This window comes from Vibrio spartinae (genome assembly GCF_024347135.1).
GTDB classification, from domain to species: Bacteria; Pseudomonadota; Gammaproteobacteria; order Enterobacterales; family Vibrionaceae; genus Vibrio; species Vibrio spartinae.
On record NZ_AP024907.1, the window covers coordinates 585,354 to 610,573 of the forward strand.

Here is a 25,220-nt window from a genome sequence, read left to right on the forward strand (position 1 = left end):
CTCCTATTGTGGCAAAATCGCGCGGATAATGGGTTTCTGTAAGAGTGTTGTAAATAACGCGGGAAAGTGATCAGGCACGATGGTTTGACTCGCTTGCGCTAGCGTGATGCCTTGCTGTAACTGCTGAAGTAAGTGGTATTCATCTGCAGAAAGCGCATAGAAAACCCCATAGCGCTCTCTTTTGGTGAGTAGTAGGTACTCACTTTTATCCCACTGGATATCTTGAAGTCTGAGCGCTGAATCTGGCTGGTGGGCCTGATAGATTAACCCGACCGCATAAGATGTCTGCCATAACAGACAGGGCTCGGTAAGTTGCCAGACCGATTGTGTCGGATCGGCGCATTCTGCCAGATGCTGTTGAATATCGGTGATGGAGAGCACCGGGCTATCCGCTGCGTGGGTCAATTGCAGTAATTGATATTCCAGTCTGGCTAATTCACTGAAATAAGGCAGTGATGAAAGCTGAGGGATTGTGCTGGAAAATTCAGCAAAATGTTCACCATATTCGCTTAAAACTGGCGAGGTTGGCGGATAACGTTGAATGAAACGTCCTGCCAGCATTCGAAAAAAATCCTCACCGACAAGCTGCTGGCAGACCGGGTAAATCTCTTCCAGCGCTTCGGTTAGTGAATGATAGATATTGTTGCGGTAAACGGTGAAGCGTGCTTGTTTTTCCGCGATTGACGTGGCGTCGATTTGTGACAGGGCCTCATCGCTTTGCATCAGGATTGACTGGCTAAATTGTTGTTGCATGGTCTGCCCCTGAATTTGATTGACTTAGCTTCGATTGAAAAGTGTCTTGAATGCGAGTCCGTATCTGATCAGCCATGGTAGCCTGTTGTTGCAGCACGGCGAATTCCGGCAGTTGTCCGTCCCATTCAATCAACGTGGGCTTATCTCCCCACTTCTGCAAAGTATATTGATATAGTTGCCAAACATCGTCAGTGACTTCTCGATCATGACTATCGATCCTCAGTGGGACTGTCTCATTCTGGTCAATCGCATATCCAGCCAGATGAATTTGTCGCACAGACTGGCCGGGAAATTGATCGATATATTGGTAAGGATCCTGCTGATGATTGAAGCAGGAGACGGCAACATTATTGACGTCAAGTAACAACTGGCAACCGGTCCGCTCGATGATCGTTGTGATAAATTCCAGCTCACTCATGGTGGTTGTGTTGAAACGCAAATAGGTGGATGGATTTTCCAACAGCATCGGGCGTTTCATTTGCTCCTGAACCTGATCAATGTGTGCACAAACTTGTCGGAGCGTTTTTTCCGTGTAAGGGAGTGGCAGCAAATCGTTAAAAAAATGATCGAAGTGGCTGGACCAAGCTAAATGCTCAGAGAAGACCAGCGGTTCGATCCATTCAACCAGTTGAGCGACTTTTTTCAGGTGCTCTCGGTTTAATGGTGACTCGCCACCGATAGAGAGGCCAACCCCGTGAACGGTGATCGGATAGTGTTCCCGAATCTTTTCCAGATAGTAGCGGTTAGGCCCTCCGGCGGAGAGATAGTTTTCGGCATGGATTTCAAAAAAACCGACTGACGGTTTTTCTGCCAAAATTGTTTGATAGTGACAGGGTTTTAAGCTCACCCCACTTCGGCGAGGAAAGCCCGAAGACGTTTGCACGTCTTCGGTGGATTGGGTTAGACGAGATATAATCATCGCGAAAATCCCGACTTAGAATGCTTTGAGCAGACCATGGCCTGTCGGCGAGGTTTCTGATTTCATCTCCATGCAGGTCCCTTTAGGAACAAACTTCCAGGCATCTCCCTGATAATCTGTTTTTGATGTCCCGGCACAAGAGGTTCCGGGGCCGGCTTTACAATCATTTTGCCCGGCAAGTGCAATTCCGTAGCATTTTTCTTTACTGGCGGCTTGAGCCGGCAGTGTCACTGCCGAAAGTGCAACCGCAGTTGTCAGAGCGAAAGCAAGAGATGTTTTTGATGTGTTCATAGTGTTTTCCTCACAAGTGTACTGTCTAATTCCCTTATTCGACGGATGAACAGGGGTCGGTATTACACAAAAAATGAAAAAAAATTTATTCTTCTTTATCTTTTAATTCCGTGCACATATAAACCTTTGATAATGAACGGATATCATCCATTTGCTTCCCAAAGCGGCGGCAACTGCTACACATGCTCGTATGGAGACGCAGCGCTAATTTTTCTTTGGTTGTGAGTGTTCGCTCCATTCGTTCGGAAAGAAGGCGTGTGGCTTGTTTACAGTTCATCATCATCGTTCCTCCGACAGATACCAGTTATTTTCTAAACACTCCCTGAGTCTGAGACGAGCACGGTAGAGCGTGACATTGAGGTGACTAACCGATATCTCTTCATGATGACAAATCTCGGGGGTTTCCAGTTCAAGGAACTCTCGCATCATGAATAATCGACTGTAGCGTTCCGGTAAAGCATTCAGGCAAGCATCAAACACGCGCCAAAAATGTTCGTTTTCAATACAATTGTCAGGTTGTTGCCATTTCACAGGACGCTCATGTTTATGCCAGTGGCCATGTTGATCAAACAGTTTTTCAATCAGGGCATCGCCTTGAATACCGTCCCCTTGCTCAAGCTGACTGGCGACAGTGATGCGCTTTTCTTTTCTCAGTAAATCGATCAACTTATTTTTGAGAATGGCAAAAATCCAAGTTTTCAGCGCAGCTTGCTGTTCAAACTTATCGATATGTTGATACGCGGCAATCATCGCTTCTTGAACAGCGTCCTCGGCCAGTTGCTCGTCTTGAACCTGCAACCGAGCAAATTTCAACATCTGCTGCCTTAATGGTTGGATAAACTGCTCATCATCAAAGAGACGGCGTGAGTGTATGTTTGGTTGAATCTCTGAGTCGGCTAATGTCATTCAATATCTCAATTCAATATTTCAATAGAAAGGAACTCTGTTAGTTTAGACGAATCTTGAATCAATTCCTTACAGTACATTTTTATTTTTATAGTTTTGACAGCCGCGCAGGGCTCTGGCGTTGCGTCGCGTGTTGAAATAACGGGGGATCACTGATGCGCGAGTCGGAGCGGATTCAGGTCTGAGCGGTGATCAATAGAAAGAGGAAAATTGATAGAGGAAATAAAGACATCCGCCCGATTCAGGCGGATGTGAAGGTTAATCGAGATCGTCTTCTGACCAATCTTCCGTATCGGATATATTGGGTGCACTGGGGATGGCATTCTCTTCATTTGCCCAACTGCCAAAGTCGATCATTTGGCATTGTTTACTACAAAATGGCCGAAAGGGGCTTTGCTCACCCCAAATAACAGTGTTGCCACATTGAGGACATTGAACGGTGGTAATTTTTGGATTCGTCATAATTCTCTATATAGTTCGTTAGAAACATCGTCTGTTAGAAACATCGTCCGTTAGAAACATAGCTCGTTAGCAACAAACCGCCAGCTCAAACTGAATATCACTGGCGCTGGCTTGATTCGTTTCAAATTCAATAAATTTTATCGCAAAACGATTTTTGTGTCCTGAAATCATGGGATAAACCCCATATTCCAGAGGAATCATCAGGCGGAGAATGTTCGCACCCTCAGCATCGCTCTGATAAAAGCCTGATTTTGCTGTATAAGCCCGGTACTGACCGGTTTCCCGGGCAAGTTTCAGCCATAGACTCAGTGCCGATGAGAGTGGTTTCAGGGTTTGGAGCCAAGCAGAAGCATCCCGCTGTTTTTGTTCCGTCGGTGTATGCAGCCAGTAATGCAGGGCCGGCAGATCAAAACAGCATGAACCACCGGGAAGATTGAATCGCTGGCGAACAGAGAGCAGAAAGCGATCTTCTTTGAGTGAGATACCAAAGCGTTCTGAATTCATCAAATTTGAATGGACTTCATCGACTTCTCTCAGTAACGCCAGTAATGTATTTTGATCGACACCGTCAACATTCAACCAATTGCGGTACATGATTCGCTGCTTTTCGATATCTTTTGCCAGTTCACTGCGGAGCTGAATTTGTTCAAAAATATCAAGCAGGTCAAATAATGCCCGGAAAAACAGCTGATATTGGTCACTATCATCAAATTGAGATGCACGATGAAGTTGGGCCAGCAGGGCTTCGACTCTCAGATAAATTCGAGTCTTTTCATTCAGGGGATGTTCGAATTGATGGATCGTCATTTCGCTAGCCTTTATTTATATCGATATTATTTTCACAAATTTCTGCCGCTCATGGCTAGGTACTTTTGATGCAATTCTGTGATTTGAGGCAGAAGTTGGTGGTTTTCTGCACTATTGTTAATCACATCATCGGCCACTGCAAGGCGTTCAGCTCTTGTCGCTTGGGCAGACAGGATGTTCTGAGCGTGCGGATAACTGATTCCGTCACGGCGCATTGTGCGCTGGATTTGTATCGTTTCATCCACATCGACGACTAAAACTCGGTCCGTCATCGACTGGAGTTGATTTTCGACTAAGAGTGGGATAACTAACAATGCGTAGGGAGAGGTGGTATGAGCGAGTGCATACTGCATTTGTTGTCTTATCATCGGGTGAAGCAGTTGATTCAGCCATGATTTTTCATGCGCATCGGCAAAAATAATCTCTCTTAGCTGCGAGCGATTTAATGTACCGTCATGGTTAAGTATGGTTGGACCGAAATGTTCTGTAATAGCAGCCAGCCCCGTTGTACCCATGGCAACCACCTCTCTGGCAATGACATCTGCATCAACGACATCAATCGCAAACTGTTGATGAAAGAGATTGGCCACCGTTGTTTTCCCGCTTGATATCCCTCCGGTTAACCCGACGACGAATGTCATATTATGCTCCTAACACGATTGATGTATACCAGCTCATCATGGGCTCCCCCCAGATGAGACAGATCCATCCGGCAATCGCCAGAGAAGGGCCGAATGGAAAGCTCTGATTACCTTGCTTTCTTATCAACAGTAGAGTGGCTCCTAAAATGATGCCAATCACGGAGGACAATAAAATCACCATCGGTAGCGTTTGCCAGCCGATCCATGCACCTAAGGCTGCAAGATATTTAAAGTCGCCGTATCCCATGCCTTCTTTTTTGGTCAACAGTTTAAACATCCAGTAAATCGACCAGAGAGATAAATAGCCGGCCACCGCGCCTATCAGCGCATCGGATAAAGGGAGTGGGTTGATGTGTGTCAGTGATAGTAACAGCCCAAGCCAGATTAATGGGATGGTTAAATTGTCAGGAAGTAACATCTGGTTGAGATCGATACATGCCGCGGCAATGCTGATGTAAGTAAAGAGAAGCAATGCCAATGTATAATAGGTCATACCGCCATGAATCGCGATGATGCAGCTTGCCAGTGCCGTCACGAGTTCTACCAGTGGATATTGTATCGATATCCGTTCGCCACAATCTGTACATTTGCCACCGAGCAATAACCAGCCAAACAGTGGAATATTATGCCAAGGCCGGATTCGGTGATGGCAGTGTGGACAGAATGATGCAGGGAGACTGAGTGAAATTTTTTCCTGCTTCGTTGGGGAAGGAATATCGTACTCGGGGAAAGCTTCGGCAAATTCTTGCTTCCAGTTTGTGACCATCATTTGTGGTAAACGATAGATGACGACATTGAGAAAACTGCCGATGATGAGCCCGAAGAGGCTCGCAAAAACAGGAAATAACCAAGGATAAATCAAAAATGCATCCATTCAACTGTGCTCAATGTTATTCGATAATCCACCCCGTTTGACGAGGTGGCTTCAATTCAGATCGGTCGCTCAGTGTGTCTCTGAGTGGACAACCGCGGGCATTATACTATCCCATCACCTGCATTAAGTTAAAGACAGGTAAATACATTGCGATGACTAACCCCCCGATCAAGCCGCCAAGCAACACGATCAAGCAGGGTTCAATCATTTCTCCGAGCTGTTCAATACACTGATCGATGTCTTGTTCGTATTGTTGGGCTACTTTCGTCAATACTTGACCTAATGTACCGGATTCTTCTCCGATGAATACCATTTGTGTGACAAATTCAGGAAAATGGTGACTGTTCTGCATTGCCACATATAAGCTGCTTCCGGCAGACACTTGTACTAAAACTGTTTCTAGTGCTGCTCGATACCGCAGCGACCCTGCAATATTTTGTGCGCTTTTCAGGCTATCCAGTAAAGGAATACCGCAATCATAACAGGTTGCCAGAGTGCGACAACAACGAATCATAATCGCTTTTGTTCTCAAAGGGCCCAATAGCGGTAGCTTAAGTTGGAGTGTTTCAGTCATCGTTTGGAGTATCGTAAGGCGATGCCAGAGACACCTCAACAGGCAAAGCGCACCAATCATGAAGGCGAGCATCCACTTTCCCCAAAATCGTAGCACGTCTGAGATGGTCAGAACCTGACGAGTCAACCAAGGTAACTCAGCGTGCATATGGGCAAACATCTGAGCAAATTCAGGGATGACTTTGGTTAACATCAGTGTGGTGAGTAGCAGTGCGCTCGTCAGAACAATCGACGGATACGTTGCTGCTTTGATCATTTTTGCCCGGAGTTGTGCATGTTTTTCTCGGTAGTCAGCAATTTGAGTCAGTGTCTCAGCGATTCTCCCGGTCATTTCTCCGGCATGGATCATGTCACCATACAGACCACGAAAAGCGGGTGAACTTTGTTGGAGTGCATTGGTGACTGATGCACCGTTCATCAGTGCATCGTGTGCTTGTAATACAATGAGTTTTCCGCCAAAACGAGAGAATTGTGAGGCCATCAAAAGAAGCGCTTGAACAATGGGGATCCCTGCGTTCAGCATGATTGCCAGTTGTCGTACAAGGTCTGTGATATCTTTCACGCGAGCGCGATTGAGCCAGCGGGTGAGTGGATTGGGCGGATCTGGGCGAATGATGTGAATCGCTGTCAGCGTTTGTTGCAACTGGCGGAGTGCTTCTGCCTGAGAGAATGCCCAGAGATGTCCGGTTTTCCGCTGTTGATCGAGATGAATACCTTGCCAGTAATAGCGATGAAGTTCAGGCGTTGGGGACGGCATCATGGTCTCCTCTGTCTGTGGTGTGGAGCAATGGTCTCGGCTGGTGGTGTTCCCAGCACACGGACAATCTCTGCATAAGCGGTTACACCCTGGCGGACTTTCTCCAGCCCTTCATGCCACAGGACTGCTGTGGTGCCGTTTCCCGGGGGCTGCATGTGTTCTTCCACAGGATGGGACGCTTTATTTGAGAAGGCCGTATTTGAGAAGGGAGTATCTGAGAAGGCGGAGAGCTGGGTGGGCTGGCACATCTCATAAATGCTGAAGCGACCTTGATAGCCGGCAATACAGGCGTGACAACCTTGAGGTGAAGGCTGATAAGTCTGTCCGTTATTTAAAATTGGCCAGCGTTGGCACAATTCAGGCGCCAGTTGTACGGTGACCTTGCAGCGTGGACAAAGTTTGCGGAGGAGTCGCTGGGCCACCACCAGACGAATGGTCGGCAGGATATGATAGGTTTCCAATCCCATGTAGATCAGTCTGGTCAAGGCTTCATGAGCCGAGTTGGTATGCAGCGTTGACAATACCAGATGCCCCGTCTGAGCTGCCCGAAAGGCAATTTCTGCGGTTTCCGGATCCCGGATTTCACCAATCATCAGGGTGTCAGGATCCTGCCGGAGTAGCGCTCTGAGTATATGACTGAATGACATCCCGATTTTTTCGTTGACTTGAATCTGATTGACGCCAGAGAGTGCGATTTCTATCGGATCTTCTACGGTTGAAATATTGCGTGATTCGTCGTTGAGCCAAGTGAGTGCAGAATAGAGGGTCACTGTTTTGCCACTACCCGTCGGGCCGGTAATCAGGATCATGCCCTGAGGGTGCTGGATGGCCTGTAGGAATATCTCATGTTGAGCCGCTGAAAATCCCAGTTGATCAGGGTGTAGTTCCATTTGATGGCTATTGAGAAGCCGAATGACAATCTTTTCTCCCCACTGGGTCGGTAATGTTGAAATCCGGAGATCGATATCGATTGTCAATAAAGCTCCGAGTTTGATCCGTCCGTCTTGTGGTAAGCGACGTTCCGCAATGTTCAAATTGGCTAACACTTTTAGCCGAGATGCGAGCCTGCGACTGACTTTATTCGATGGTGTATGTGTCGTCAGCAGTAATCCATTGATTCTCATGCGAATACGATAAGTGTTTTCATAAGGTTCGAAATGAATGTCTGAAGCATGTCTTTGATGGGCTTCCTGAATGAGCTGTAGGATAAACTGCGTGACCGGGGCGTCGTTGGGCTGGATATCCGTTGTCTGGTAATCATCATGCGCTTCTTGAATTACATATTCATCCAATCGATTTTGGGCGGGAATACTATGACCGGCTTTGTCGCTGGATTCATAGTGTGTGATTGCTTCTTGTAATTGTTCTGCATCAGCAACCACCACATCAATATTGAGTCCGGTAGCAAACTGAAAATCTTCGCGAAGGTGAGGGATGGTTGGATCTCCGACAGCCAGTGTCAGCCATTCGTGCTGGATTGATAGTGGCAGAGCTAAGTAAAGATGCATCAGATCACTGACATCGAGTTGCTGACAGGTTTCTGCATAGGTGTAAGTGTGGATGTCGATCTGGCGCAGCTTGAGATGTTGGGCGATGAAATCTGCTATCTGTCTTGCGGTCATCAGTTGAGCGTCTAACAGGACTCTCAGTGGCGCGGTTGCATGGTGTCCGCATTGTTCAGTCATCAGGGTCAATTGTTCTTGCGTCAGGTGGTGTTCTGAGTGGAGCAGCCGAAGTAATATACTCATGGTTTGAGCCTCTGATCGTTCTGGTCATGGTTCTGGTTATAGTTGTGGTTATCATGCCGGATCGTTATCTGGCATATAGGGAGTTACATGATGGTGCCTTGCTGACAGCCTTTGATGTGTTCTGCCGCATCCTGAATACATTGCCATCCCGTGGTGGCACTTTTTCGCCATTGCACCTTTTTCCCGGAAACCGATGTCGTGGCATTAAATTCGAACAACAACACTCCTTGCTCAGCGACCTCGGTATCCGGGAGTAGCGATAGGGTTCCCAAAGCGCTCATGGTGGCAGTTGCGCCAATCTCGCTCAGATCTGTTGCGGGCGGAAACTTACCGTTCTCCTGAATAAATAAATCGATATTGGTTGTCAGCGCACTGGCTGTACTGACACCGGCGGTGATTTCTGATTTTTGGATGTAGTTGTGATAAGCCGGGACGGCAATGGAAGACAGAATGCCGATAATGGTGACGACAATCATCAATTCAACCAGGGTAAACCCAAGTTGTCGGCTGGTTGTTGAGGGCATATAAAGATCTCCGTTGTTAGATGAACGGAGCACATCATAATTCGGTGCCGGATCATTGAAACGGACACGCTTTCTGAATGCGGGAGAGCACTAGGGCGCTCATTTCTGACCGACATATAAGTCTCAGAATATTTCGACAAAGTCCGCATTTTTTATGGCGAATATCACGCGGGAACCTGTTTGTCTTAGTCTCTGGACCACTCATATTGACAGGCATCGAAATGCTTTTTCGTGCAGAAATAGTGCTTATTTTTCTGAATGAACTGATCTTTTTTCAGAAATGCCAATGCCCAGTTGCGGGGCTGGAAGGTGATGGATTGCTGAGCGAAGGTGATGGATAACGGGTGAGGTCTCGTCATGACCAGACGAAAAGAGAGTTCACGGCCATTTTCATGGCAGATGAGTGGCTGTTGCTGTGGCCCTTTGTCACGCTTGACGGTGACGGTATACGTTTGATCTGGCGTGCATGAGTGATTGAAGATCGTGAACAGATCAAAGCGGTTGTCTAGTGTGAGAGAGGTAAAGATAACGGCTTGCTGAAAAGGATAAACGCGGCGAAACAGTAACTGATGGGTATCCGTGGTTCGCGTGACCTGTACACCACCGATGTCGTACCATTCCCAGTCCATTTCTTTATTCTGAAATGTCAGCAGATAATGGGACACCAGCCAAAGACCAATGGTGATTACCAGCAGAAATAGCAGGACAATTTTCGTGCTCGTCGCGCGCAGCAGGGATTTTACATTGATCATATCGGTTGTGATTTTATCCGGTATTCGTTCACAGTGAACATTCAGCATCTTGACTGAATAGACACAATCCGTGTGTCAGTGTTCAGAATTTTTTGTTTTTTCTTGCATGCCTGATGCGCCACCTGACTCATCAAACAAACCATGCTTTATGAATCCGAGGGGTATGCTTGAGTGCCATGACTGGCTATCCCTGAAAACGCATCGACAAATCGAGCGCCTGAATATGCTTGGTGAGCGCCCCGACAGAAATATAATCAACGCCCGTCATGGCATATTCACGAATGGTTGCCAGAGTTACATTACCTGAGGTTTCGAGCGCGGCTCTGCCGGCATTGATACCAACCGCTTCTCGCATCATGTCACAATCAAAATTATCCAGCATAATGATGTCGGCACCCGCTTCGATCGCTTGTTGTAGCTCTTCGAGCGATTCGGTTTCAACTTCGACGGGTTTGCCGGGGTTGAGTCGTTTCGCTGTTTGAATGGCAGCGGCAATTCCCCCACAGGCGATAATATGATTTTCTTTGATCAGATAGGCATCAAACACACCGATGCGATGGTTCAATCCTCCCCCGCAGGTGACTGCATATTTGAGTGCGTTACGCAGGCCGGGGACTGTTTTACGCGTGTCGAGCAGACGGCATTCAGTGCCTTGAAGCATTGCTGCATACTGCGCAGTGTTGGAGGCGCAGCCGGATAATGTCTGAATAAAGTTCATGGCATTTCGTTCACCGGTCAACAGCACCCGAGAGGGGCCGCGCAGGGTGCACAGGGTTTGATTGGATTCGACGCGATCACCATCTTGTACATGCCATTCGATCGTCACGCTGCCGCCAAGTTGCAGAAAGACTTCATCCGCCCAGGCTTGACCACAAAAGACACCGGCTTCTCTGGTGATGATTGTGGCTGTATTCTGTTGATCTGCCGGAATCAGGCTGGCTGTAATATCGGCGCTCGGATCGACGGTGCCGCCCAGATCTTCATAAAGGGTTTCTCTGACGACTCGAGTAATATCGAGAGGTAGCTGCTGTTTGAGGTAGCTGAGGCGTTCCTGACTATTATGGCTGTTTTTCATCGACGATCTTTCGCTGTTGGTTAGACATTTTAAGTGATATAGATGCGGCATCATACGATGACCGGATGTGAAATTCAGCCATTGCGTTCGAATTTTCCGGTAATTTGCGTAAAATTCTGAGATAAAAGCAGTGAGAGGATGACAGGAATGATCGATCCGAATGGATGGTACGATAAAGCTCAACAGGTGATTTCTCCGTTTTATGATCAACGGGAAAGCCCTGAGGATATATCCTTGTTGGTGATCCACAATATCAGTCTGCCACCGGGGCAATTTGGCGGGCCTTACATCGAGCAGCTTTTTCAGGGCAAACTACAGGCGGAGCAGCATCCTTTCTTTCAAGTTGTTGCTGATTTTCGGGTGTCTGCGCACTGTCTGATCCGACGTGACGGCCATGTGATTCAGTTTGTTTCTTTTCTGGACCGGGCATGGCACGCTGGTGTGTCTTCGTTTGCCGGACGGGCTCGCTGCAACGATTATTCGATTGGTATTGAATTAGAAGGCACCGAATTGACCGCGTATACCGATGCGCAGTACCAGTCTCTGGCAACATTGACCCAAGCTATCCTCGCGTGCTATCCGCAGATCTCCCAGCAACGTATTACCGGTCATCAGTACATTGCACCGCTACGCAAAACGGATCCGGGGTTAACCTTTGACTGGCGGCGCTATCGACACATGCTGAAAAATAACGTCAATGATATGCTGAGATGAGGATGAATATCGTACGCTCTAGAGCGCATCATGATATTCAACGAGGATTTGTTCACACCAGTTTGCGATGCGCTCGTCACTCAGCTCGTATTGAGAGTCTTCATCCAGCGCAAGGCCGACAAAATGGCGGCCATCTTCGGTCAGTGCTTTCGATGCATCGAAGTGGTAGCCTTCGTTCGGCCAATATCCGATAAAATGGACGCCACACTGTTGTAGTTCATCGTGAAGCAACCCCATGGCATCGAGATACCATTCACCATAGCCTTCTTGATCGCCTAGTCCGTAGAGTGCAACATACTTTCCGGCCAGATTCGGCTGTTGAATGTGATCCCAGATTACTTGCCAGTCTTCCTGGATTTCGCCGAAATCCCAAGTCGAGATCCCGAGGATCAGCAGATCGTAGTCTTGCATGCGTGTTAAAGAGATATCTTTCACGTTGTGTACATCGACGATATCTTCACCGATCATCGCGCGAATTTTTTCGGCTGCCATTTCGGTGTAACAGGTGGTGGAACCGTAGAAAAGACCAATCTTCATAACAATTATTCCGGCAAATCAATGTGTGCCAACGGGCTCAAGGTTGTCGGATTCTAACGCTATCCCCCGACGAGCTCAAGATGAGTGATTCGCGATAAAAATGATCTGTTTTTGGTGATGTTTCTTCTGTCGGAAGATGATTCTATGGTATTAAGGGCAGGTGCAATGAAAGTGAGGTTGATAGTGTCTGAGATTTTTGCAGCTGATCAGCGCTGGGTTGAACAGTTTTTGGATGCGATGTGGATGGAGCGTGGTTTATCAGAAAACACGTTGGCGTCTTATCGTCATGATTTGGAAAAGCTGTTGCGCTGGATGCAGCGTCACGACTATCGACTGGCATCCGTTCTGACACCTGAACTACAGGCGTTTCAAGCTTGGCTGGTGGACGAGAATTATAAACAGACATCCCGGGCCAGAATGCTTTCTGCGATTCGTCGTTTATTTCAATATCTGAATCGTGAAAAAATCAGAACGGACGATCCGAGTGCTTTGCTGGTGACGCCAAAGTTACCGAAACGGTTACCGAAGGATTTGAGTGAAGCTCAGGTGGAAGCATTACTGGACGCCCCAAATCCTGACGACCCCGTCGAGTTACGTGATAAAGCTATGCTTGAGTTGTTGTATGCGACTGGATTACGGGTGACGGAACTCGTCACGCTGACGATGGAGAATATCAGTTTGAGGCAGGGGGTTGTCAGAGTATTCGGTAAAGGCGGCAAAGAAAGACTGGTACCGATGGGCGAAAATGCGATTGAGTGGATTCAGACATTTTTGCAACAAGGGAGAGGGACTTTGTTGGGTGATCATTCATCTGATGTCTTGTTTCCCAGCCGTAGGGCGCGTCAGATGACGCGTCAGACATTTTGGTACCGGATTAAATATTACGCAGTTCAGGCTGGTATCGATACGGACATGTTATCGCCTCATGTGCTACGACATGCATTTGCAACTCATTTGCTGAACTATGGTGCAGATCTCAGAGTCGTACAGATGTTGTTGGGGCATAGTGACTTATCGACAACGCAAATTTATACTCATGTGGCGACTGAAAGATTAAAACAGCTCCACAACGAACATCATCCAAGGGCTTAAGTAAGGTGACAATGATGCGCGCAATCCGCGAATTAGTTTTATTAGGTTTAGTATTTTTTTCTCTGGCAGCGTCGGCCGCTGATTCATTTGATAAACAGGCATTAATGCAGCGATTCCAGTCGTTGGGATTGAGTGTGAAGGACATTGTCCCTGCTGATGTTGATGGCCTGGTTGAAGTTCAAACCTCTAAAGGTGTGCTGTTTGCTTCTCCCAAAGGGGATTATTTCATTGCCGGAACCCTGTATAAAATGAAAGGCAACGGTCAGTATGAAGATGTGATTGCAAAACGTCAGGCACCGATTAATGCCAAACGAGTTGAACAAATGAAAGATCAGATGATCGTGTATAAAGCTGATCATGAAAAATATGTAGTCACGGTGTTTACCGATATTACTTGTGGTTATTGCATCCGTCTGCACAGTCAGTTGAAAGCGTATAATGATTTAGGTATTACAATCCGTTATCTGGCGTTCCCACGTCAGGGACCGACCGGACAGGTTGCTGAACAAATGGCCGCAATTTGGTGTGCGGATGATCCAGCGAAAGCGCTGAATAATGCCAAAATCAATCGCGATATTCCGAAGCCTGAAGATGATATAGGCAAGTGTAAGCAGGAAGTGGCGAAGCATTACCAGCTTGGCCGGGAACTGGGCATTAGCGGGACACCTGCAATTTTCCTACCGAACGGAGAAATGGTCGGTGGCTACTTACCGCCAGAGAAATTACTTGAGCGTTTAAAAGCGATTTAATCGATACCAGCGCTCTTCGCACCGACCGATTTGGCCCGATAGTGATCGGGCCATTTATTTATCATGCTATTTATTTCTCGGGCTACTTATTACTCGGGTTATTTATTACTCTGGCCATTGGTATCGACCTGCCGGGATCACATATGGTCTGAACAGAGACTTGGTCAGCATGGTATGATCCGAGTATCCGAATCATCTTGCCGTGAACAATGACTGAAGGAAAATATGATTGAAGTAAAAAGAAGACCTGTCGCTGATATTTCCTTGCTACCGGATAGTATTCCTCCGATTCTGAGACGTTTGTATATTGGGCGCGGTGTTCAGCATATCAGCCAATTGGAGAAGAGTGCCAAATCTTTGCACAGTTACCAGTTGCTTGACGGAATTGAACGGGCGGTTGCCATTCTGTTTGATGCCATACAGCGCCAGCAGCGAATCATCGTTGTCGGTGATTTCGATGCCGATGGTGCGACCAGCTCGGCATTATCTGTCTTGGCACTGCGGATGATGGGAAGTCAGCAGGTCGATTATCTGGTGCCGAATCGTTTTGATGACGGTTATGGTTTGAGTCCGGAAGTTGTCGATCAGGCATTGGCGATGAATGCTGAAGTGATCATGACCGTTGATAATGGGGTTTCTTCGATTGAAGGGGTCCGTTATGCCAAGCAGCAGGGGCTGACGGTGATCGTGACTGATCATCACCTGCCGGGTCATGTGTTACCTGAAGCGGATGCAATGGTCAATCCGAATTTACCCAGTTGCCAGTTCCCTTCGAAATCATTGGCTGGTGTCGGGGTTGCTTTCTATCTCATGATGGCGCTTTGTGTTGCCATGCGTGGTCACAATTGGTTCGGACAGAACGGTATACCGGAACCGAAATTAATGGAATTGCTGGATTTGGTCGCGCTGGGAACGGTCGCCGATGTGGTGCCGCTTGATGAGAATAACCGTGTGTTAGTCTATCAGGGGCTGCAGCGTATTCGGGCTGGACATGTGCGCCCCGGAATTCAGGCGCTCATTGAAGTTGCTAAACGAGACTCTCGCCATCTGGTTGCTGCTGATTTCGGCTTCGCTTTAGGGCCGAGAATCAATGCCGCAGGCCGGTTGGATGATATGTCCTTCGGTGTTGAACTGTTGTTATGTAACAATATTCATGCCGCACGGAGAATGGCCAGTGAACTGGATGCGTTGAATCAGACTCGTAAAGAAATCGAGTCAGGAATGAAGCAAGAAGCGATGGCATTTTGTGAGCGATTGAAATTAGGGGAAGGAAGTGAACTCCCTTTCGGTATCGTATTGTTTCAACGAGACTGGCATCAAGGGGTCATCGGGATTCTGGCTTCTCGAATCAAGGATTCTTATCATCGGCCTGTGATTGCTTTTGCCGATGCCGGAGACGGTTTACTCAAAGGATCTTGTCGCTCAATTTCCGGCCTGCATATGCGTGATACGCTGGACTTAATTGATACGCATCATCCCGGTTTGATTCTGAAATTTGGCGGACATGCGATGGCTGCGGGACTGTCAATCAGAGCCAGTGACTTTGAACATTTCTCTCATCAGTTTGATCGGGTGGTTCGCGATAACCTTGACGAAGCAGCACTCAAAGGTGTGCTTTTGTCTGACGGAGAACTGCTGCCAGAGGAGTTTTCTATGTATACCGCGGAAACGATCAGAGCCGGAGGACCTTGGGGACAGGCATTCCCTGAGCCACTTTTTGATGGTGAATTTAAAGTGCTGGATCAGAAATTGGTCGCAGAGAAGCATCTGAAACTCATGCTTGAGCCTATTTATCAGGGACATACCACGCATAAAATGATCGATGCCATTGCATTCAATGTCGATGTTCGCCGTTGGCCTGATCGATCCGTCAAAACCGTGCATCTTGTTTATAAGCTGGATATTAATGAGTTTCGTGGTAATCAGTCGTTACAGCTGATTGTCGATCATATTGAAGCACGTTAATGTGTCTGCCTGCCCCTTTTGTGAGATGATTTCGCCTGCGGAAATCATCTTCATCTCCTCCTGATTTCTACTGGGTCATCTGTGGTTGCTTGGCCAATTTTATTGCTCAGATCTGCTGAATTTATCACCTGATGACACTATGTTTATTAGCAATTATGAATGAATATTGTTGCTAGTATGTTTAATTGTGATGGGTTCCATGATTTGGGTCAAATTTTATCTGGACAGGCAAGTTTTGAATATGTTAATTTCTGCACCAGTTGGTAATTGGTATTACCAATTGACTAGGTGAAAATACAACATAGCAGAACAATAAGTATGGCTTATAAAAGGATTCGTCAGCCGAAACTTGCAGATGTGATAGAGCAAGAGTTGGAAAGGCTGATTGTGGAAGGAATATTAGCGCCTGGGCAGCAACTTCCTCCAGAGAGAGAACTCGCCCGACAGTTTGATGTCTCCCGTCCATCCGTCCGAGAAGCCATTCAACGACTTGAAGCGAAACGTTTGTTGACTCGTCGCCATGGCGGAGGAACATTTGTGACTGCAAGTATCGGGACGAGTTTTTCGGATCCGTTACTCGATTTACTATCTAGCCATTCTGAAACTCAATTAGATTTACTTGAAGCCCGCCATGCTTTGGAAGGAATATCTGCTTATTTTGCAGCACTGCGTGGTACCGAAGAAGATTTTGTGCGAATTCAGGCCTGTCTGGATAAAATCAGCGAAAAACAAGCAGAAAAAAATATCGCAGAAGAATCATCCAGTGTTGTCGAATTTTTAATCGCACTGACTGAAGCCGCACATAATGTGGTCTTGCTACATATCGTTCGTAGTCTGGCTTCGCTGCTTGAGCAAAATGTATTACAGAATTTTAAATTATTACACCGCCGCCCTGAAGTGGTGGAGAAAGTGAGTAAACATAGGGCAAGTATCGTAGATGCTATCGTTTCCGGAGAACCTGAAAAAGCTCGTGAAATGTCGCATTCTCATCTCGCCTATATTGAAGAAACACTGCTGGATCTCACGCGTGAACAGACTCGACGAGAACGTTCGCTACGCAGGATTCAGCAAGGTAATAAGCCTGACTGACAGCCTCGGTCGAATGGGCTTTATTACTGATTTGTTTTGATCAAACCAACAAAAGGAAAGATCGCATGTCTGACATGAAGCATGACGTAGATGCACTGGAAACTCAGGAGTGGTTAGAAGCACTTGAGTCAGTTGTCCGTGAAGAAGGCGTTGAACGTGCTCAGTTTCTCTTAGAAGAAGTTCTGGAGAAAGCACGTATTGATGGCGTCGATATGCCAACAGGCGTTACAACAAACTATATCAATACAATTCCTGCCGATCAGGAGCCTGCCTATCCGGGCGACACAACACTTGAGCGCCGTATCCGGTCGATTATTCGCTGGAACGCCATCATGATTGTTCTTCGTGCTTCGAAGAAAGACTTGGAGTTGGGAGGCCATATGGCTTCATTCCAATCTTCAGCGGCATTTTATGAAACATGCTTTAACCACTTTTTCCGTGCACCAAACGAGAAAGATGGTGGCGATCTGGTTTACTACCAAGGTCATATCTCTCCGGGGATTTACTCTCGTGCTTTTGTTGAAGGCCGTCTGACTGAAGAGCAACTCGATAACTTCCGTCAAGAAGCTGATGGCAAAGGGATTCCATCTTATCCACACCCTAAATTGATGCCTGAATTCTGGCAGTTCCCAACGGTATCAATGGGGCTTGGACCTATCTCTGCAATTTATCAGGCGCGTTTCCTGAAATATCTTGACGGTCGTAGCTTAAAAGATACCTCTGAACAGCGTGTTTATGCCTTTCTTGGTGATGGTGAAATGGACGAGCCAGAATCTCGTGGCGCGATCTCTTTTGCCGCACGTGAAAAGCTGGATAACCTCTGTTTCCTGATTAACTGTAACCTGCAACGTCTGGATGGACCGGTGATGGGTAACGGTAAAATCATTCAGGAACTGGAAGGTCTCTTCCGTGGTGCTGGCTGGAACGTCGTGAAAGTGCTTTGGGGCAACAACTGGGATGCTCTGTTGGCAAAAGACACTTCTGGCAAACTGTTGCAGTTGATGAATGAAACGATTGACGGTGACTATCAGACATTCAAGTCAAAAGATGGTGCTTATGTTCGTGAGCATTTCTTCGGTAAATACCCTGAAACAGCAGCACTGGTTGCTGATATGACCGATGATGAGATCTTTGCCCTGAAACGTGGTGGTCACGATACATCGAAGTTGTTTGCTGCATTTAAAAATGCTCAGGACACCACAGGTCGTCCAACCGTCATTCTTGCTAAGACCGTGAAAGGTTATGGCATGGGTGATGCTGCTGAAGGGAAAAACATTGCGCACCAAGTGAAGAAAATGGATATGACCCATGTTCTGAAAATGCGTGATCGTTTAGGCCTGCAGGATTTGATTTCAGATGAAGCGGTGAAATCTCTGCCTTATCTGCAACTGGAAGAAGGTTCAAAAGAGTATGAATACCTACATGCTCGCCGTAAAGCGTTGCATGGTTATACACCACAACGCCTGCCAAAATTTACGCAAGAATTGGTGACGCCGGCGCTGGATGAATTCAAACCGCTGCTGGAAGAACAAAAACGTGATATTTCTTCGACCATGGCGTTTGTTCGTACGTTGAATATTCTGCTGAAAGATAAAAGTATCGGTAAACATATTGTTCCGATTATTGCCGATGAAGCGCGTACGTTCGGGATGGAAGGTCTGTTCCGTCAAATTGGTATCTATAACCCACAAGGCCAGACATATACACCGGAAGACCGGAGTGTGGTTTCTTATTATAAAGAAGATACTTCAGGTCAGGTATTACAAGAAGGGATCAACGAGCTGGGTGCGATGTCATCTTGGGTTGCGGCTGCAACATCATACAGCACTAACGACCTACCGATGATTCCGTTCTATATCTATTACTCCATGTTCGGTTTCCAACGTGTTGGTGATATGGCATGGATGGCCGGCGACCAACAAGCACGTGGTTTCTTGTTAGGTGGGACAGCCGGACGGACAACGTTAAACGGTGAAGGTCTGCAACACGAAGATGGTCACAGCCATATTCAGGCTAGCACGATTCCAAACTGTGTTTCTTATGACCCGACATTTGCTTATGAAGTGGCGGTCATCATTCAAGACGGTATCCGTCGCATGTACGGTGAACAAGAAAACGTTTACTACTATCTGACGCTGATGAATGAAAACTATGCGATGCCTGCAATGCCAGAAGGTGCAGAAGAAGGCATTCGTAAAGGGATCTATAAGCTGGAAACTCATGCCGGTGATAAAGGCAAAGTTCAGTTGATGGGGTCTGGCACGATCATGAATGAAGTCCGTAAAGCGGCTGTGATTCTGAGCGAAGAATACAGCATTGCTTCTGATGTCTTCTCCGTCACTTCATTTAATGAGCTGACGCGTGATGGTCAGGTATGTGAGCGTGACAACATGCTGCACCCTGAAGCCGAAGAAAAAGTACCTTATATCCGTACTGTTATGGGGGCTGAGCCAGCAATCGCAGCAACGGACTACATGAAAAACTATGCCGAACAGGTTCGCGCTTATGTGCCTGCTGAATCTTATAAAGTGCTGGGGACTGATGGTTTCGGTCGCTCTGACAGCCGCGAAAACTTGCGTCGTCACTTCGAAGTGAATGCCGGTTATGTCGTCGTTGCAGCATTGAATGAACTGGCAAAACGAGGCGATATCGAGAAATCTGTTGTGACAGCAGCGATTAAGAAGTTCGATATTGATACAGAAAAAACCAATCCGCTATACGCTTAATTGAGGTAGAAAAACAATGACAATCGAAGTTAATGTACCAGATATCGGTACGGATGAGGTTGAAGTCACTGAGATTCTTGTAAGCGTTGGTGACAAAGTTGAAGAAGAGCAATCCCTGCTGACCGTTGAAGGTGATAAGGCCTCAATGGAAGTACCGGCGCCATTTGCCGGTACCATCAAAGAGATCAAGGTTAAAGAAGGCGACAAAGTGTCAACCAAATCGCTGATCATGATTTTTGAAGATGAAGGTGCTGAGCCAGCCGCAGAAGCGAAGACTGAAGAAGCAGCGCCAGCTGCATCAACAGCAAGCACGGCAACGAAAGAAGTTGTTGTTCCGGATATCGGTGATGATGAAGTTGAAGTGACTGAAATCATGGTTGCTATCGGTGATCAGGTTGAAGAAGAGCAATCTTTGCTGACCGTTGAAGGTGATAAAGCGTCAATGGAAGTACCGGCACCATTCGCTGGGACAGTGAAAGAGATCAAGATTAAAGAAGGCGACAAAGTGTCAACCAAATCTCTGATCATGCTCTTCGACGTTGCGAGTTCAGGTGCTGCACCGGCTGCGGCCTCTGATGAGCAAGCACCTGCTGCCGCTTCAACTGCATCAGCGCATAAAGATGTGCATGTTCCTGATATCGGTGGTGATGAAGTTGAAGTCACTGAAATCATGGTTGCCGTGGGTGACTCGGTTACTGAAGAGCAGTCGCTGATCACGGTTGAAGGTGATAAAGCTTCAATGGAAGTGCCTGCGCCATTTGCTGGTACGGTCAAAGAAATCAAGATCAAAGAAGGCGACAAAGTGTCAACAGCGTCTTTGATCATGGTCTTTGAAGTTGCCGGTGCTGCACCTGCTGCGGCCCCTGCAAAATCAGAGTCTGCGCCTGCGCCAAAAGCGGATGCCGGAAAACCAGCTCCTGCTAGTGCTGCACCGGCAACGGGTGATTTCCAGGAAAATAACGAATATGCCCATGCTTCTCCGGTTGTTCGTCGTCTGGCACGTGAATTTGGTGTCAACTTGGCAAAAGTCAAAGGAACGGGTCGTAAGAGTCGTATCCTGAAAGAAGATGTGCAGAACTTTGTCAAAGAAGCATTGAAACGTCTTGAATCGGGTGCTGCTTCTGGTCAAGGTGACGGTAGTGCACTTGGACTGTTGCCATGGCCGAAAGTGGACTTCAGCAAGTTTGGTGAAACTGAAGTTAAGCCGTTATCTCGGATTAAGAAAATTTCTGGTGCAAACCTTGCCCGTAACTGGGTGATGATCCCGCACGTAACACAGTGGGATAATGCTGATATCACTGAGCTTGAAGCATTCCGTAAAGAACAGAATGCGATTGAAGCGAAGAAAGATACCGGTATGAAGATTACGCCACTGGTTTTCATTATGAAAGCCGCGGCCAAAGCACTCGAAGCTTTCCCATCATTCAACGCTTCTCTGTCTGAAGACGGTGAAAGCCTGATTATGAAGAAATACGTGAATATCGGCATTGCAGTTGATACGCCAAATGGCTTAGTCGTACCTGTATTCAAAGATGTGAATAAGAAAGGTATTTACGAGCTTTCAGAAGAGTTGATGGCCGTTTCTAAGAAAGCCCGTTCAGGTAAATTGACGGCATCAGATATGCAAGGCGGTTGTTTTACAATTTCTAGCCTTGGTGGTATCGGTGGCACAGCATTTACACCAATCGTGAATGCACCTGAAGTCGCAATTCTGGGTGTGTCTAAGTCAGAAATGAAACCGGTCTGGAATGGCAAGGACTTTGTTCCTCGTCTGCAACTTCCGTTGTCTCTCTCCTACGATCACCGTGTGATCGATGGGGCTGAAGGGGCTCGTTTCATTAGCTATCTGAACGGTTGCATGAGCGACATTCGTCGTCTGGTACTGTAATCTCATGAAATGAAAAGGCGGCTGAATAGCCGCCTTAATCAATAGAATCAAAGGGCAATTTAAACCGGAATGTTATTCTCGGGTTTTAATTGTTGACTGGCTCACAGGCTTTGGGGTTTATCTTTTCATATCATTAACATCTCTGTAAACTGGGTTGGTTTTAGGATTCACTCCTCACATGTTTTAGACGTATGTTTTTGAAGCCCCGTTAGCCTGTAAGGGATAATGACTACAAGAGGTCAAAATGAGCAAAGAAATCAAAACCCAGGTGGTTGTGCTAGGTGCAGGTCCTGCTGGTTACTCCGCTGCTTTCCGTTGTGCCGACTTAGGTCTGGATACTGTAATTATTGAGCGTTACAACACCCTCGGTGGTGTATGTTTGAATGTCGGTTGTATTCCATCTAAAGCTCTGTTGCATGTTGCGAAAGTAATTGAAGAAGCGAAAGCATTATCAGAACACGGCATCGTGTTTGGCGAACCGTCAACAGACATCGACAAAATTCGTCTGTGGAAAGAAAAAGTAATCAATCAGTTGACTGGCGGTCTGAGCGGTATGGCGAAGATGCGTAAAGTGAACGTCGTCAATGGCTTTGGTAAGTTTACGGGTCCGAATAGCATCGAAGTTGAAGGTGAAGATGGCAAAACCGTCATTAACTTCGACAACGCGATTATTGCTGCGGGTTCTCGTCCGATTGAATTACCATTTATTCCGCATGAAGACCCACGCATTTGGGATTCAACTGACGCGCTGGAATTAAAAGAAGTGCCGAAGAAAATGCTGATCATGGGCGGCGGGATTATCGGTCTTGAAATGGGAACGGTTTATCATGCGCTCGGTTCACAGATTGATGTGGTTGAAATGTTTGATCAGGTGATTCCCGCGGCAGATAAAGATGTCGTGAAAGTGTTCACCAAACGCATCAAAGACAAGTTCAGCCTGATGCTGGAAACCAAAGTGACAGCGGTTGAAGCGAAAGAAGATGGTATCTACGTTTCAATGGAAGGCAAAAATGCCCCGGCAGAAGCTGAACGTTATGATGCGGTACTGGTTGCCATCGGTCGGACACCAAACGGTAAAATGCTCGATGGTGAGAAAGCCGGTGTGGAAGTTGATGAGCGCGGCTTTATCAATGTTGATAAACAAATGCGTACCAATATTCCTCATATCTTTGCGATCGGTGACATTGTTGGTCAGCCAATGCTGGCACACAAAGGTGTTCATGAAGGGCACGTTGCTGCTGAGGTCATTGCTGGTAAGAAACATTACTTTGATCCGAAAGTTATTCCATCAATCGCATATACTGAGCCTGAAGTTGCATGGGTTGGTAAGACTGAGAAAGAAGCGAAAGCAGAAGGGATCAGTTACGAAGTGGCAACTTTCCCTTGGGCTGCATCTGGCCGCGCCATCGCGTCTGATTGCTCTGACGGTATGACGAAGATGATCTTCGATAAAGACACGCACCGTGTCATTGGTGGTGCGATTGTTGGTACCAACGGTGGTGAGTTGCTGGGTGAAATTGGTCTGGCGATTGAAATGGGTTGTGATGCTGAAGATTTGGCTCTCACCATTCATGCGCACCCAACGCTTCATGAGTCTGTTGGTTTGGCTGCTGAAGTTTTTGAAGGCACCATTACGGATCTGCCAAACGCGAAAGCGAAAAAGAAATAATGGGTTGATCCCCTTCAATAAAAAACCGCTGTCATGACAGCGGTTTTTTTATCTCTGAAATCTCTTACTGGAATGAACACGTTTTCCAGTCGAACACAAAGAGAATCTATTTCTGGATAATCAGTTAAGCCCGACGGTTGTTATAAATGCATAACATGTCCAAGTAGCTGTTTACGAGAGCATCGATCTCTTTTTGATCTTGTAAACGGTTCACTTGCACAAACAGGGAATAGAAAATTCCGAGGAACAGCGTGACTAAATGTTCAGGATCATAATGATCGCTGACATCGCCGCGTTCGATTGCGTTGACAAACATATTTTTTACCAACAGGCGGTTGGTATGGTTAGTCGATACGAACAACGGCCAGACTTCGTCGCGAGTCGATGCACTCCATTCAAACCACACTTTCAGCCAATGACAATCTTCAAAGACCAGCTTTGTCATTTTATGGGTGAGATGATAGAGATTATCTTTGATATAACTATCGACATCGATATTGTCTGCGAGGAAGTTTGAGAATTGGTGAACGACATGAGTAAGAACATCATCAACTAAATCCTCACGAGTTGGGAAATAGTTAAATACTGTTGCGACAGAAACCTGAGCAATTTCAGCGATATCTGCATGTCCACCACGTCCGATACCTCGTTTAGCGAAGACTTCAAGCGCAATTTCCATCAACTGAAGTTTACGTTTCTGAGGTGATAATCGTGTACGAGGGCGTTTTTCTATTGAAGCGTCCATAATTTTTTTCCTTGCCAATTACGTTGAATGAATATGTGTTCTAATGATTATTTTATTATTTTGTGTTCGATATATGAGTGCAATGGTGCATATGTGTCAGGTCAATTCTTTATATGAAGTTTTTGTGCAGTACCTCAAGTATCATTTGTGACAGGATATGAATCATACTAGTGATAATTATCGTGTAATTATGTCTTTATTTTATAGATGAATTTTATTCATCTAGAGTTGGTCGGATCTGTGTGGACATTTTTTCGTTGCGTATAGAATGAGTCTAGACCGTCCTGTCAGGTTTGTTTCACTCTGATCTCAGAGGTGGTATTATACGCTCCCTTCATTGATAGGCTTATCATTTCATCATGCCAGAGTCAATGAAACAAGACGCATTAATTTAAAAGCCACACCAAAGCAATGAGATTCTTATGAAGCATACCGTTGAAGTCATGATTTCTGAGCAGGATGTCCAGAAACGTGTACAAGCCCTAGGGAAGGAAATTACCGAATATTATCAGCATAGCGAAGAATTGGTTCTGGTTGGATTACTCCGCGGATCATTCGTTTTTATGGCTGATTTAGCCCGAGCGATTCAACTGACGCATCAAGTCGATTTTATGACCGCTTCCAGCTATGGGAATGATATGGAGAGTTCACGGGATGTCCGTATCCTGAAAGATCTCGATGATGACATTAAAGGAAAAGATGTCTTGTTGGTTGAAGATATTATCGATACGGGCAATACCTTAAATAAAGTGAAAGAGATTCTGTCGATTCGCGAGCCACGTTCGATTCGGATCTGTACATTGCTGGATAAGCCTTCACGCAGAGAAGTCCCCGTTGATGTTGAGTGGATTGGTTTTGAAATTCCGGATGAGTTTGTTGTGGGTGTCGGCATTGATTATGCGCAGAAGTATCGTCACCTGCCTTATATTGGTCGGGTCACAATACAAGCGTCATAAGATTTATC

25 protein-coding genes are annotated in these 25,220 nt (G+C 46.5%); 9 read left to right on the forward strand and 16 right to left on the reverse strand.

Annotated elements, in window-relative coordinates:
- Window positions 1-3: 3 nt before the first annotated feature.
- The 14 genes from OCU60_RS02640 to nadC form a co-directional block, all read right to left on the reverse strand.
- On the reverse strand, window positions 4-753 hold the full coding sequence (locus OCU60_RS02640) for an HvfC/BufC family peptide modification chaperone (protein ID WP_074372744.1): 750 nt from the start codon (window positions 751-753) through the stop codon (window positions 4-6).
- Entirely contained in the window at window positions 737-1,672 is a 936-nt protein-coding gene (bufB, locus tag OCU60_RS02645; protein WP_074372745.1) for an MNIO family bufferin maturase, read from the reverse strand. Before bufB ends, OCU60_RS02640 begins: the two co-directional genes overlap by 17 nt.
- 15 nt (window positions 1,673-1,687) lie before the next feature.
- On the reverse strand, window positions 1,688-1,963 hold the full coding sequence (locus OCU60_RS02650) for a BufA1 family periplasmic bufferin-type metallophore (protein ID WP_074372746.1): 276 nt from the start codon (window positions 1,961-1,963) through the stop codon (window positions 1,688-1,690).
- An 85-nt stretch (window positions 1,964-2,048) separates the two neighbouring features.
- Window positions 2,049-2,246, reverse strand: coding sequence for a zf-HC2 domain-containing protein (locus OCU60_RS02655; protein WP_205410487.1), 198 nt, complete (start codon window positions 2,244-2,246; stop codon window positions 2,049-2,051).
- Window positions 2,243-2,869, reverse strand: coding sequence for an RNA polymerase factor sigma-70 (locus tag OCU60_RS02660; RefSeq protein ID WP_074372748.1), 627 nt, complete (start codon window positions 2,867-2,869; stop codon window positions 2,243-2,245). Before OCU60_RS02660 ends, OCU60_RS02655 begins: the two co-directional genes overlap by 4 nt.
- Window positions 2,870-3,127: 258 nt before the next feature.
- The gene (gene yacG / locus OCU60_RS02665) at window positions 3,128-3,331 is read right to left on the reverse strand and encodes a DNA gyrase inhibitor YacG (RefSeq protein WP_074372749.1); all 204 of its coding nucleotides are present in this window, start codon (window positions 3,329-3,331) and stop codon (window positions 3,128-3,130) included.
- A gap of 66 nt (window positions 3,332-3,397) precedes the next feature.
- Window positions 3,398-4,138: a cell division protein ZapD gene (zapD, locus tag OCU60_RS02670; protein ID WP_074372750.1), complete on the reverse strand. Its 741-nt coding sequence runs from the start codon at window positions 4,136-4,138 to the stop codon at window positions 3,398-3,400.
- 32 nt (window positions 4,139-4,170) lie between these two features.
- A complete protein-coding gene (coaE, locus tag OCU60_RS02675; protein ID WP_074372751.1) occupies window positions 4,171-4,779 on the reverse strand; it encodes a dephospho-CoA kinase in 609 nt (202 codons plus the stop codon).
- A 1-nt stretch (window position 4,780) separates the two neighbouring features.
- The gene (locus OCU60_RS02680; RefSeq protein ID WP_074372752.1) at window positions 4,781-5,653 is read right to left on the reverse strand and encodes a prepilin peptidase; all 873 of its coding nucleotides are present in this window, start codon (window positions 5,651-5,653) and stop codon (window positions 4,781-4,783) included.
- A 106-nt stretch (window positions 5,654-5,759) separates the two neighbouring features.
- The gene (locus OCU60_RS02685; protein ID WP_074372753.1) at window positions 5,760-6,986 is read right to left on the reverse strand and encodes a type II secretion system F family protein; all 1,227 of its coding nucleotides are present in this window, start codon (window positions 6,984-6,986) and stop codon (window positions 5,760-5,762) included.
- Entirely contained in the window at window positions 6,983-8,731 is a 1,749-nt protein-coding gene (locus OCU60_RS02690; RefSeq protein WP_074372754.1) for a GspE/PulE family protein, read from the reverse strand. The genes OCU60_RS02685 and OCU60_RS02690 overlap by 4 nt, the downstream gene beginning before the upstream one ends.
- Before the next feature lie 83 nt (window positions 8,732-8,814).
- Entirely contained in the window at window positions 8,815-9,255 is a 441-nt protein-coding gene (locus OCU60_RS02695) for a pilin (RefSeq protein ID WP_074372755.1), read from the reverse strand.
- Between the two features lie 185 nt (window positions 9,256-9,440).
- On the reverse strand, window positions 9,441-10,055 hold the full coding sequence (locus tag OCU60_RS02705; RefSeq protein WP_074372756.1) for a hypothetical protein: 615 nt from the start codon (window positions 10,053-10,055) through the stop codon (window positions 9,441-9,443).
- Between the two features lie 136 nt (window positions 10,056-10,191).
- Window positions 10,192-11,082: a carboxylating nicotinate-nucleotide diphosphorylase gene (nadC, locus tag OCU60_RS02710; RefSeq protein ID WP_074372757.1), complete on the reverse strand. Its 891-nt coding sequence runs from the start codon at window positions 11,080-11,082 to the stop codon at window positions 10,192-10,194.
- 147 nt (window positions 11,083-11,229) lie between these two features.
- On the opposite strand from nadC, the gene ampD reads away from it, so the two are divergent.
- Entirely contained in the window at window positions 11,230-11,796 is a 567-nt protein-coding gene (gene ampD / locus OCU60_RS02715; protein ID WP_074372758.1) for a 1,6-anhydro-N-acetylmuramyl-L-alanine amidase AmpD, read from the forward strand.
- 18 nt (window positions 11,797-11,814) lie between these two features.
- On the opposite strand, the gene fldB is transcribed toward ampD, so the two are convergent.
- Window positions 11,815-12,333, reverse strand: a complete 519-nt coding sequence (fldB, locus tag OCU60_RS02720) for a flavodoxin FldB (RefSeq protein ID WP_074372759.1) — start codon at window positions 12,331-12,333, stop codon at window positions 11,815-11,817.
- Window positions 12,334-12,516: 183 nt separating this feature from the next.
- On the opposite strand from fldB, the gene xerD reads away from it, so the two are divergent.
- From xerD to lpdA, 7 genes are all read left to right on the forward strand, one after another.
- Window positions 12,517-13,425, forward strand: coding sequence for a site-specific tyrosine recombinase XerD (xerD, locus tag OCU60_RS02725; protein WP_370738673.1), 909 nt, complete (start codon window positions 12,517-12,519; stop codon window positions 13,423-13,425).
- Window positions 13,426-13,439: 14 nt separating this feature from the next.
- Entirely contained in the window at window positions 13,440-14,174 is a 735-nt protein-coding gene (dsbC, locus tag OCU60_RS02730; RefSeq protein ID WP_074372760.1) for a bifunctional protein-disulfide isomerase/oxidoreductase DsbC, read from the forward strand.
- Between the two features lie 225 nt (window positions 14,175-14,399).
- The gene (gene recJ, locus OCU60_RS02735; protein WP_074372761.1) at window positions 14,400-16,139 is read left to right on the forward strand and encodes a single-stranded-DNA-specific exonuclease RecJ; all 1,740 of its coding nucleotides are present in this window, start codon (window positions 14,400-14,402) and stop codon (window positions 16,137-16,139) included.
- A 318-nt stretch (window positions 16,140-16,457) separates the two neighbouring features.
- A complete protein-coding gene (gene pdhR, locus OCU60_RS02740) occupies window positions 16,458-17,228 on the forward strand; it encodes a pyruvate dehydrogenase complex transcriptional repressor PdhR (RefSeq protein WP_074372762.1) in 771 nt (256 codons plus the stop codon).
- Window positions 17,229-17,293: 65 nt separating this feature from the next.
- On the forward strand, window positions 17,294-19,954 hold the full coding sequence (gene aceE, locus OCU60_RS02745) for a pyruvate dehydrogenase (acetyl-transferring), homodimeric type (RefSeq protein ID WP_074372763.1): 2,661 nt from the start codon (window positions 17,294-17,296) through the stop codon (window positions 19,952-19,954).
- Between the two features lie 16 nt (window positions 19,955-19,970).
- On the forward strand, window positions 19,971-21,842 hold the full coding sequence (aceF, locus tag OCU60_RS02750) for a pyruvate dehydrogenase complex dihydrolipoyllysine-residue acetyltransferase (protein WP_074372764.1): 1,872 nt from the start codon (window positions 19,971-19,973) through the stop codon (window positions 21,840-21,842).
- A gap of 244 nt (window positions 21,843-22,086) precedes the next feature.
- Entirely contained in the window at window positions 22,087-23,511 is a 1,425-nt protein-coding gene (gene lpdA, locus OCU60_RS02755) for a dihydrolipoyl dehydrogenase (RefSeq protein WP_074372765.1), read from the forward strand.
- A gap of 124 nt (window positions 23,512-23,635) precedes the next feature.
- Here the strand turns inward: lpdA and OCU60_RS02760 are convergent, their stop codons facing one another.
- Complete coding sequence (locus OCU60_RS02760) at window positions 23,636-24,256, reverse strand: LuxR/HapR/OpaR family quorum-sensing transcriptional regulator (RefSeq protein ID WP_074372766.1); 621 nt, start codon at window positions 24,254-24,256, stop codon at window positions 23,636-23,638.
- A 422-nt stretch (window positions 24,257-24,678) separates the two neighbouring features.
- Between OCU60_RS02760 and hpt the strand changes: the two genes are divergently transcribed.
- Entirely contained in the window at window positions 24,679-25,212 is a 534-nt protein-coding gene (hpt, locus tag OCU60_RS02765) for a hypoxanthine phosphoribosyltransferase (RefSeq protein WP_074372767.1), read from the forward strand.
- Window positions 25,213-25,220 lie beyond the last annotated feature (8 nt).

Coding starts and splice junctions, on each gene's coding strand:
- OCU60_RS02640 (WP_074372744.1), bottom strand. CDS start 753: ATGCAACAACAATTTAGCCAGTCAATCCTGATGCAAAGCGATGAGGCC.
- bufB (WP_074372745.1), bottom strand. CDS start 1,672: ATGATTATATCTCGTCTAACCCAATCCACCGAAGACGTGCAAACGTCT.
- OCU60_RS02650 (WP_074372746.1), bottom strand. CDS start 1,963: ATGAACACATCAAAAACATCTCTTGCTTTCGCTCTGACAACTGCGGTT.
- OCU60_RS02655 (WP_205410487.1), bottom strand. CDS start 2,246: ATGATGATGAACTGTAAACAAGCCACACGCCTTCTTTCCGAACGAATG.
- OCU60_RS02660 (WP_074372748.1), bottom strand. CDS start 2,869: ATGACATTAGCCGACTCAGAGATTCAACCAAACATACACTCACGCCGT.
- yacG (WP_074372749.1), bottom strand. CDS start 3,331: ATGACGAATCCAAAAATTACCACCGTTCAATGTCCTCAATGTGGCAAC.
- zapD (WP_074372750.1), bottom strand. CDS start 4,138: ATGACGATCCATCAATTCGAACATCCCCTGAATGAAAAGACTCGAATT.
- coaE (WP_074372751.1), bottom strand. CDS start 4,779: ATGACATTCGTCGTCGGGTTAACCGGAGGGATATCAAGCGGGAAAACA.
- OCU60_RS02680 (WP_074372752.1), bottom strand. CDS start 5,653: ATGGATGCATTTTTGATTTATCCTTGGTTATTTCCTGTTTTTGCGAGC.
- OCU60_RS02685 (WP_074372753.1), bottom strand. CDS start 6,986: ATGATGCCGTCCCCAACGCCTGAACTTCATCGCTATTACTGGCAAGGT.
- OCU60_RS02690 (WP_074372754.1), bottom strand. CDS start 8,731: ATGAGTATATTACTTCGGCTGCTCCACTCAGAACACCACCTGACGCAA.
- OCU60_RS02695 (WP_074372755.1), bottom strand. CDS start 9,255: ATGCCCTCAACAACCAGCCGACAACTTGGGTTTACCCTGGTTGAATTG.
- OCU60_RS02705 (WP_074372756.1), bottom strand. CDS start 10,055: ATGCTGAATGTTCACTGTGAACGAATACCGGATAAAATCACAACCGAT.
- nadC (WP_074372757.1), bottom strand. CDS start 11,082: ATGAAAAACAGCCATAATAGTCAGGAACGCCTCAGCTACCTCAAACAG.
- ampD (WP_074372758.1), top strand. CDS start 11,230: ATGATCGATCCGAATGGATGGTACGATAAAGCTCAACAGGTGATTTCT.
- fldB (WP_074372759.1), bottom strand. CDS start 12,333: ATGAAGATTGGTCTTTTCTACGGTTCCACCACCTGTTACACCGAAATG.
- dsbC (WP_074372760.1), top strand. CDS start 13,440: ATGCGCGCAATCCGCGAATTAGTTTTATTAGGTTTAGTATTTTTTTCT.
- recJ (WP_074372761.1), top strand. CDS start 14,400: ATGATTGAAGTAAAAAGAAGACCTGTCGCTGATATTTCCTTGCTACCG.
- pdhR (WP_074372762.1), top strand. CDS start 16,458: ATGGCTTATAAAAGGATTCGTCAGCCGAAACTTGCAGATGTGATAGAG.
- aceE (WP_074372763.1), top strand. CDS start 17,294: ATGTCTGACATGAAGCATGACGTAGATGCACTGGAAACTCAGGAGTGG.
- aceF (WP_074372764.1), top strand. CDS start 19,971: ATGACAATCGAAGTTAATGTACCAGATATCGGTACGGATGAGGTTGAA.
- lpdA (WP_074372765.1), top strand. CDS start 22,087: ATGAGCAAAGAAATCAAAACCCAGGTGGTTGTGCTAGGTGCAGGTCCT.
- OCU60_RS02760 (WP_074372766.1), bottom strand. CDS start 24,256: ATGGACGCTTCAATAGAAAAACGCCCTCGTACACGATTATCACCTCAG.
- hpt (WP_074372767.1), top strand. CDS start 24,679: ATGAAGCATACCGTTGAAGTCATGATTTCTGAGCAGGATGTCCAGAAA.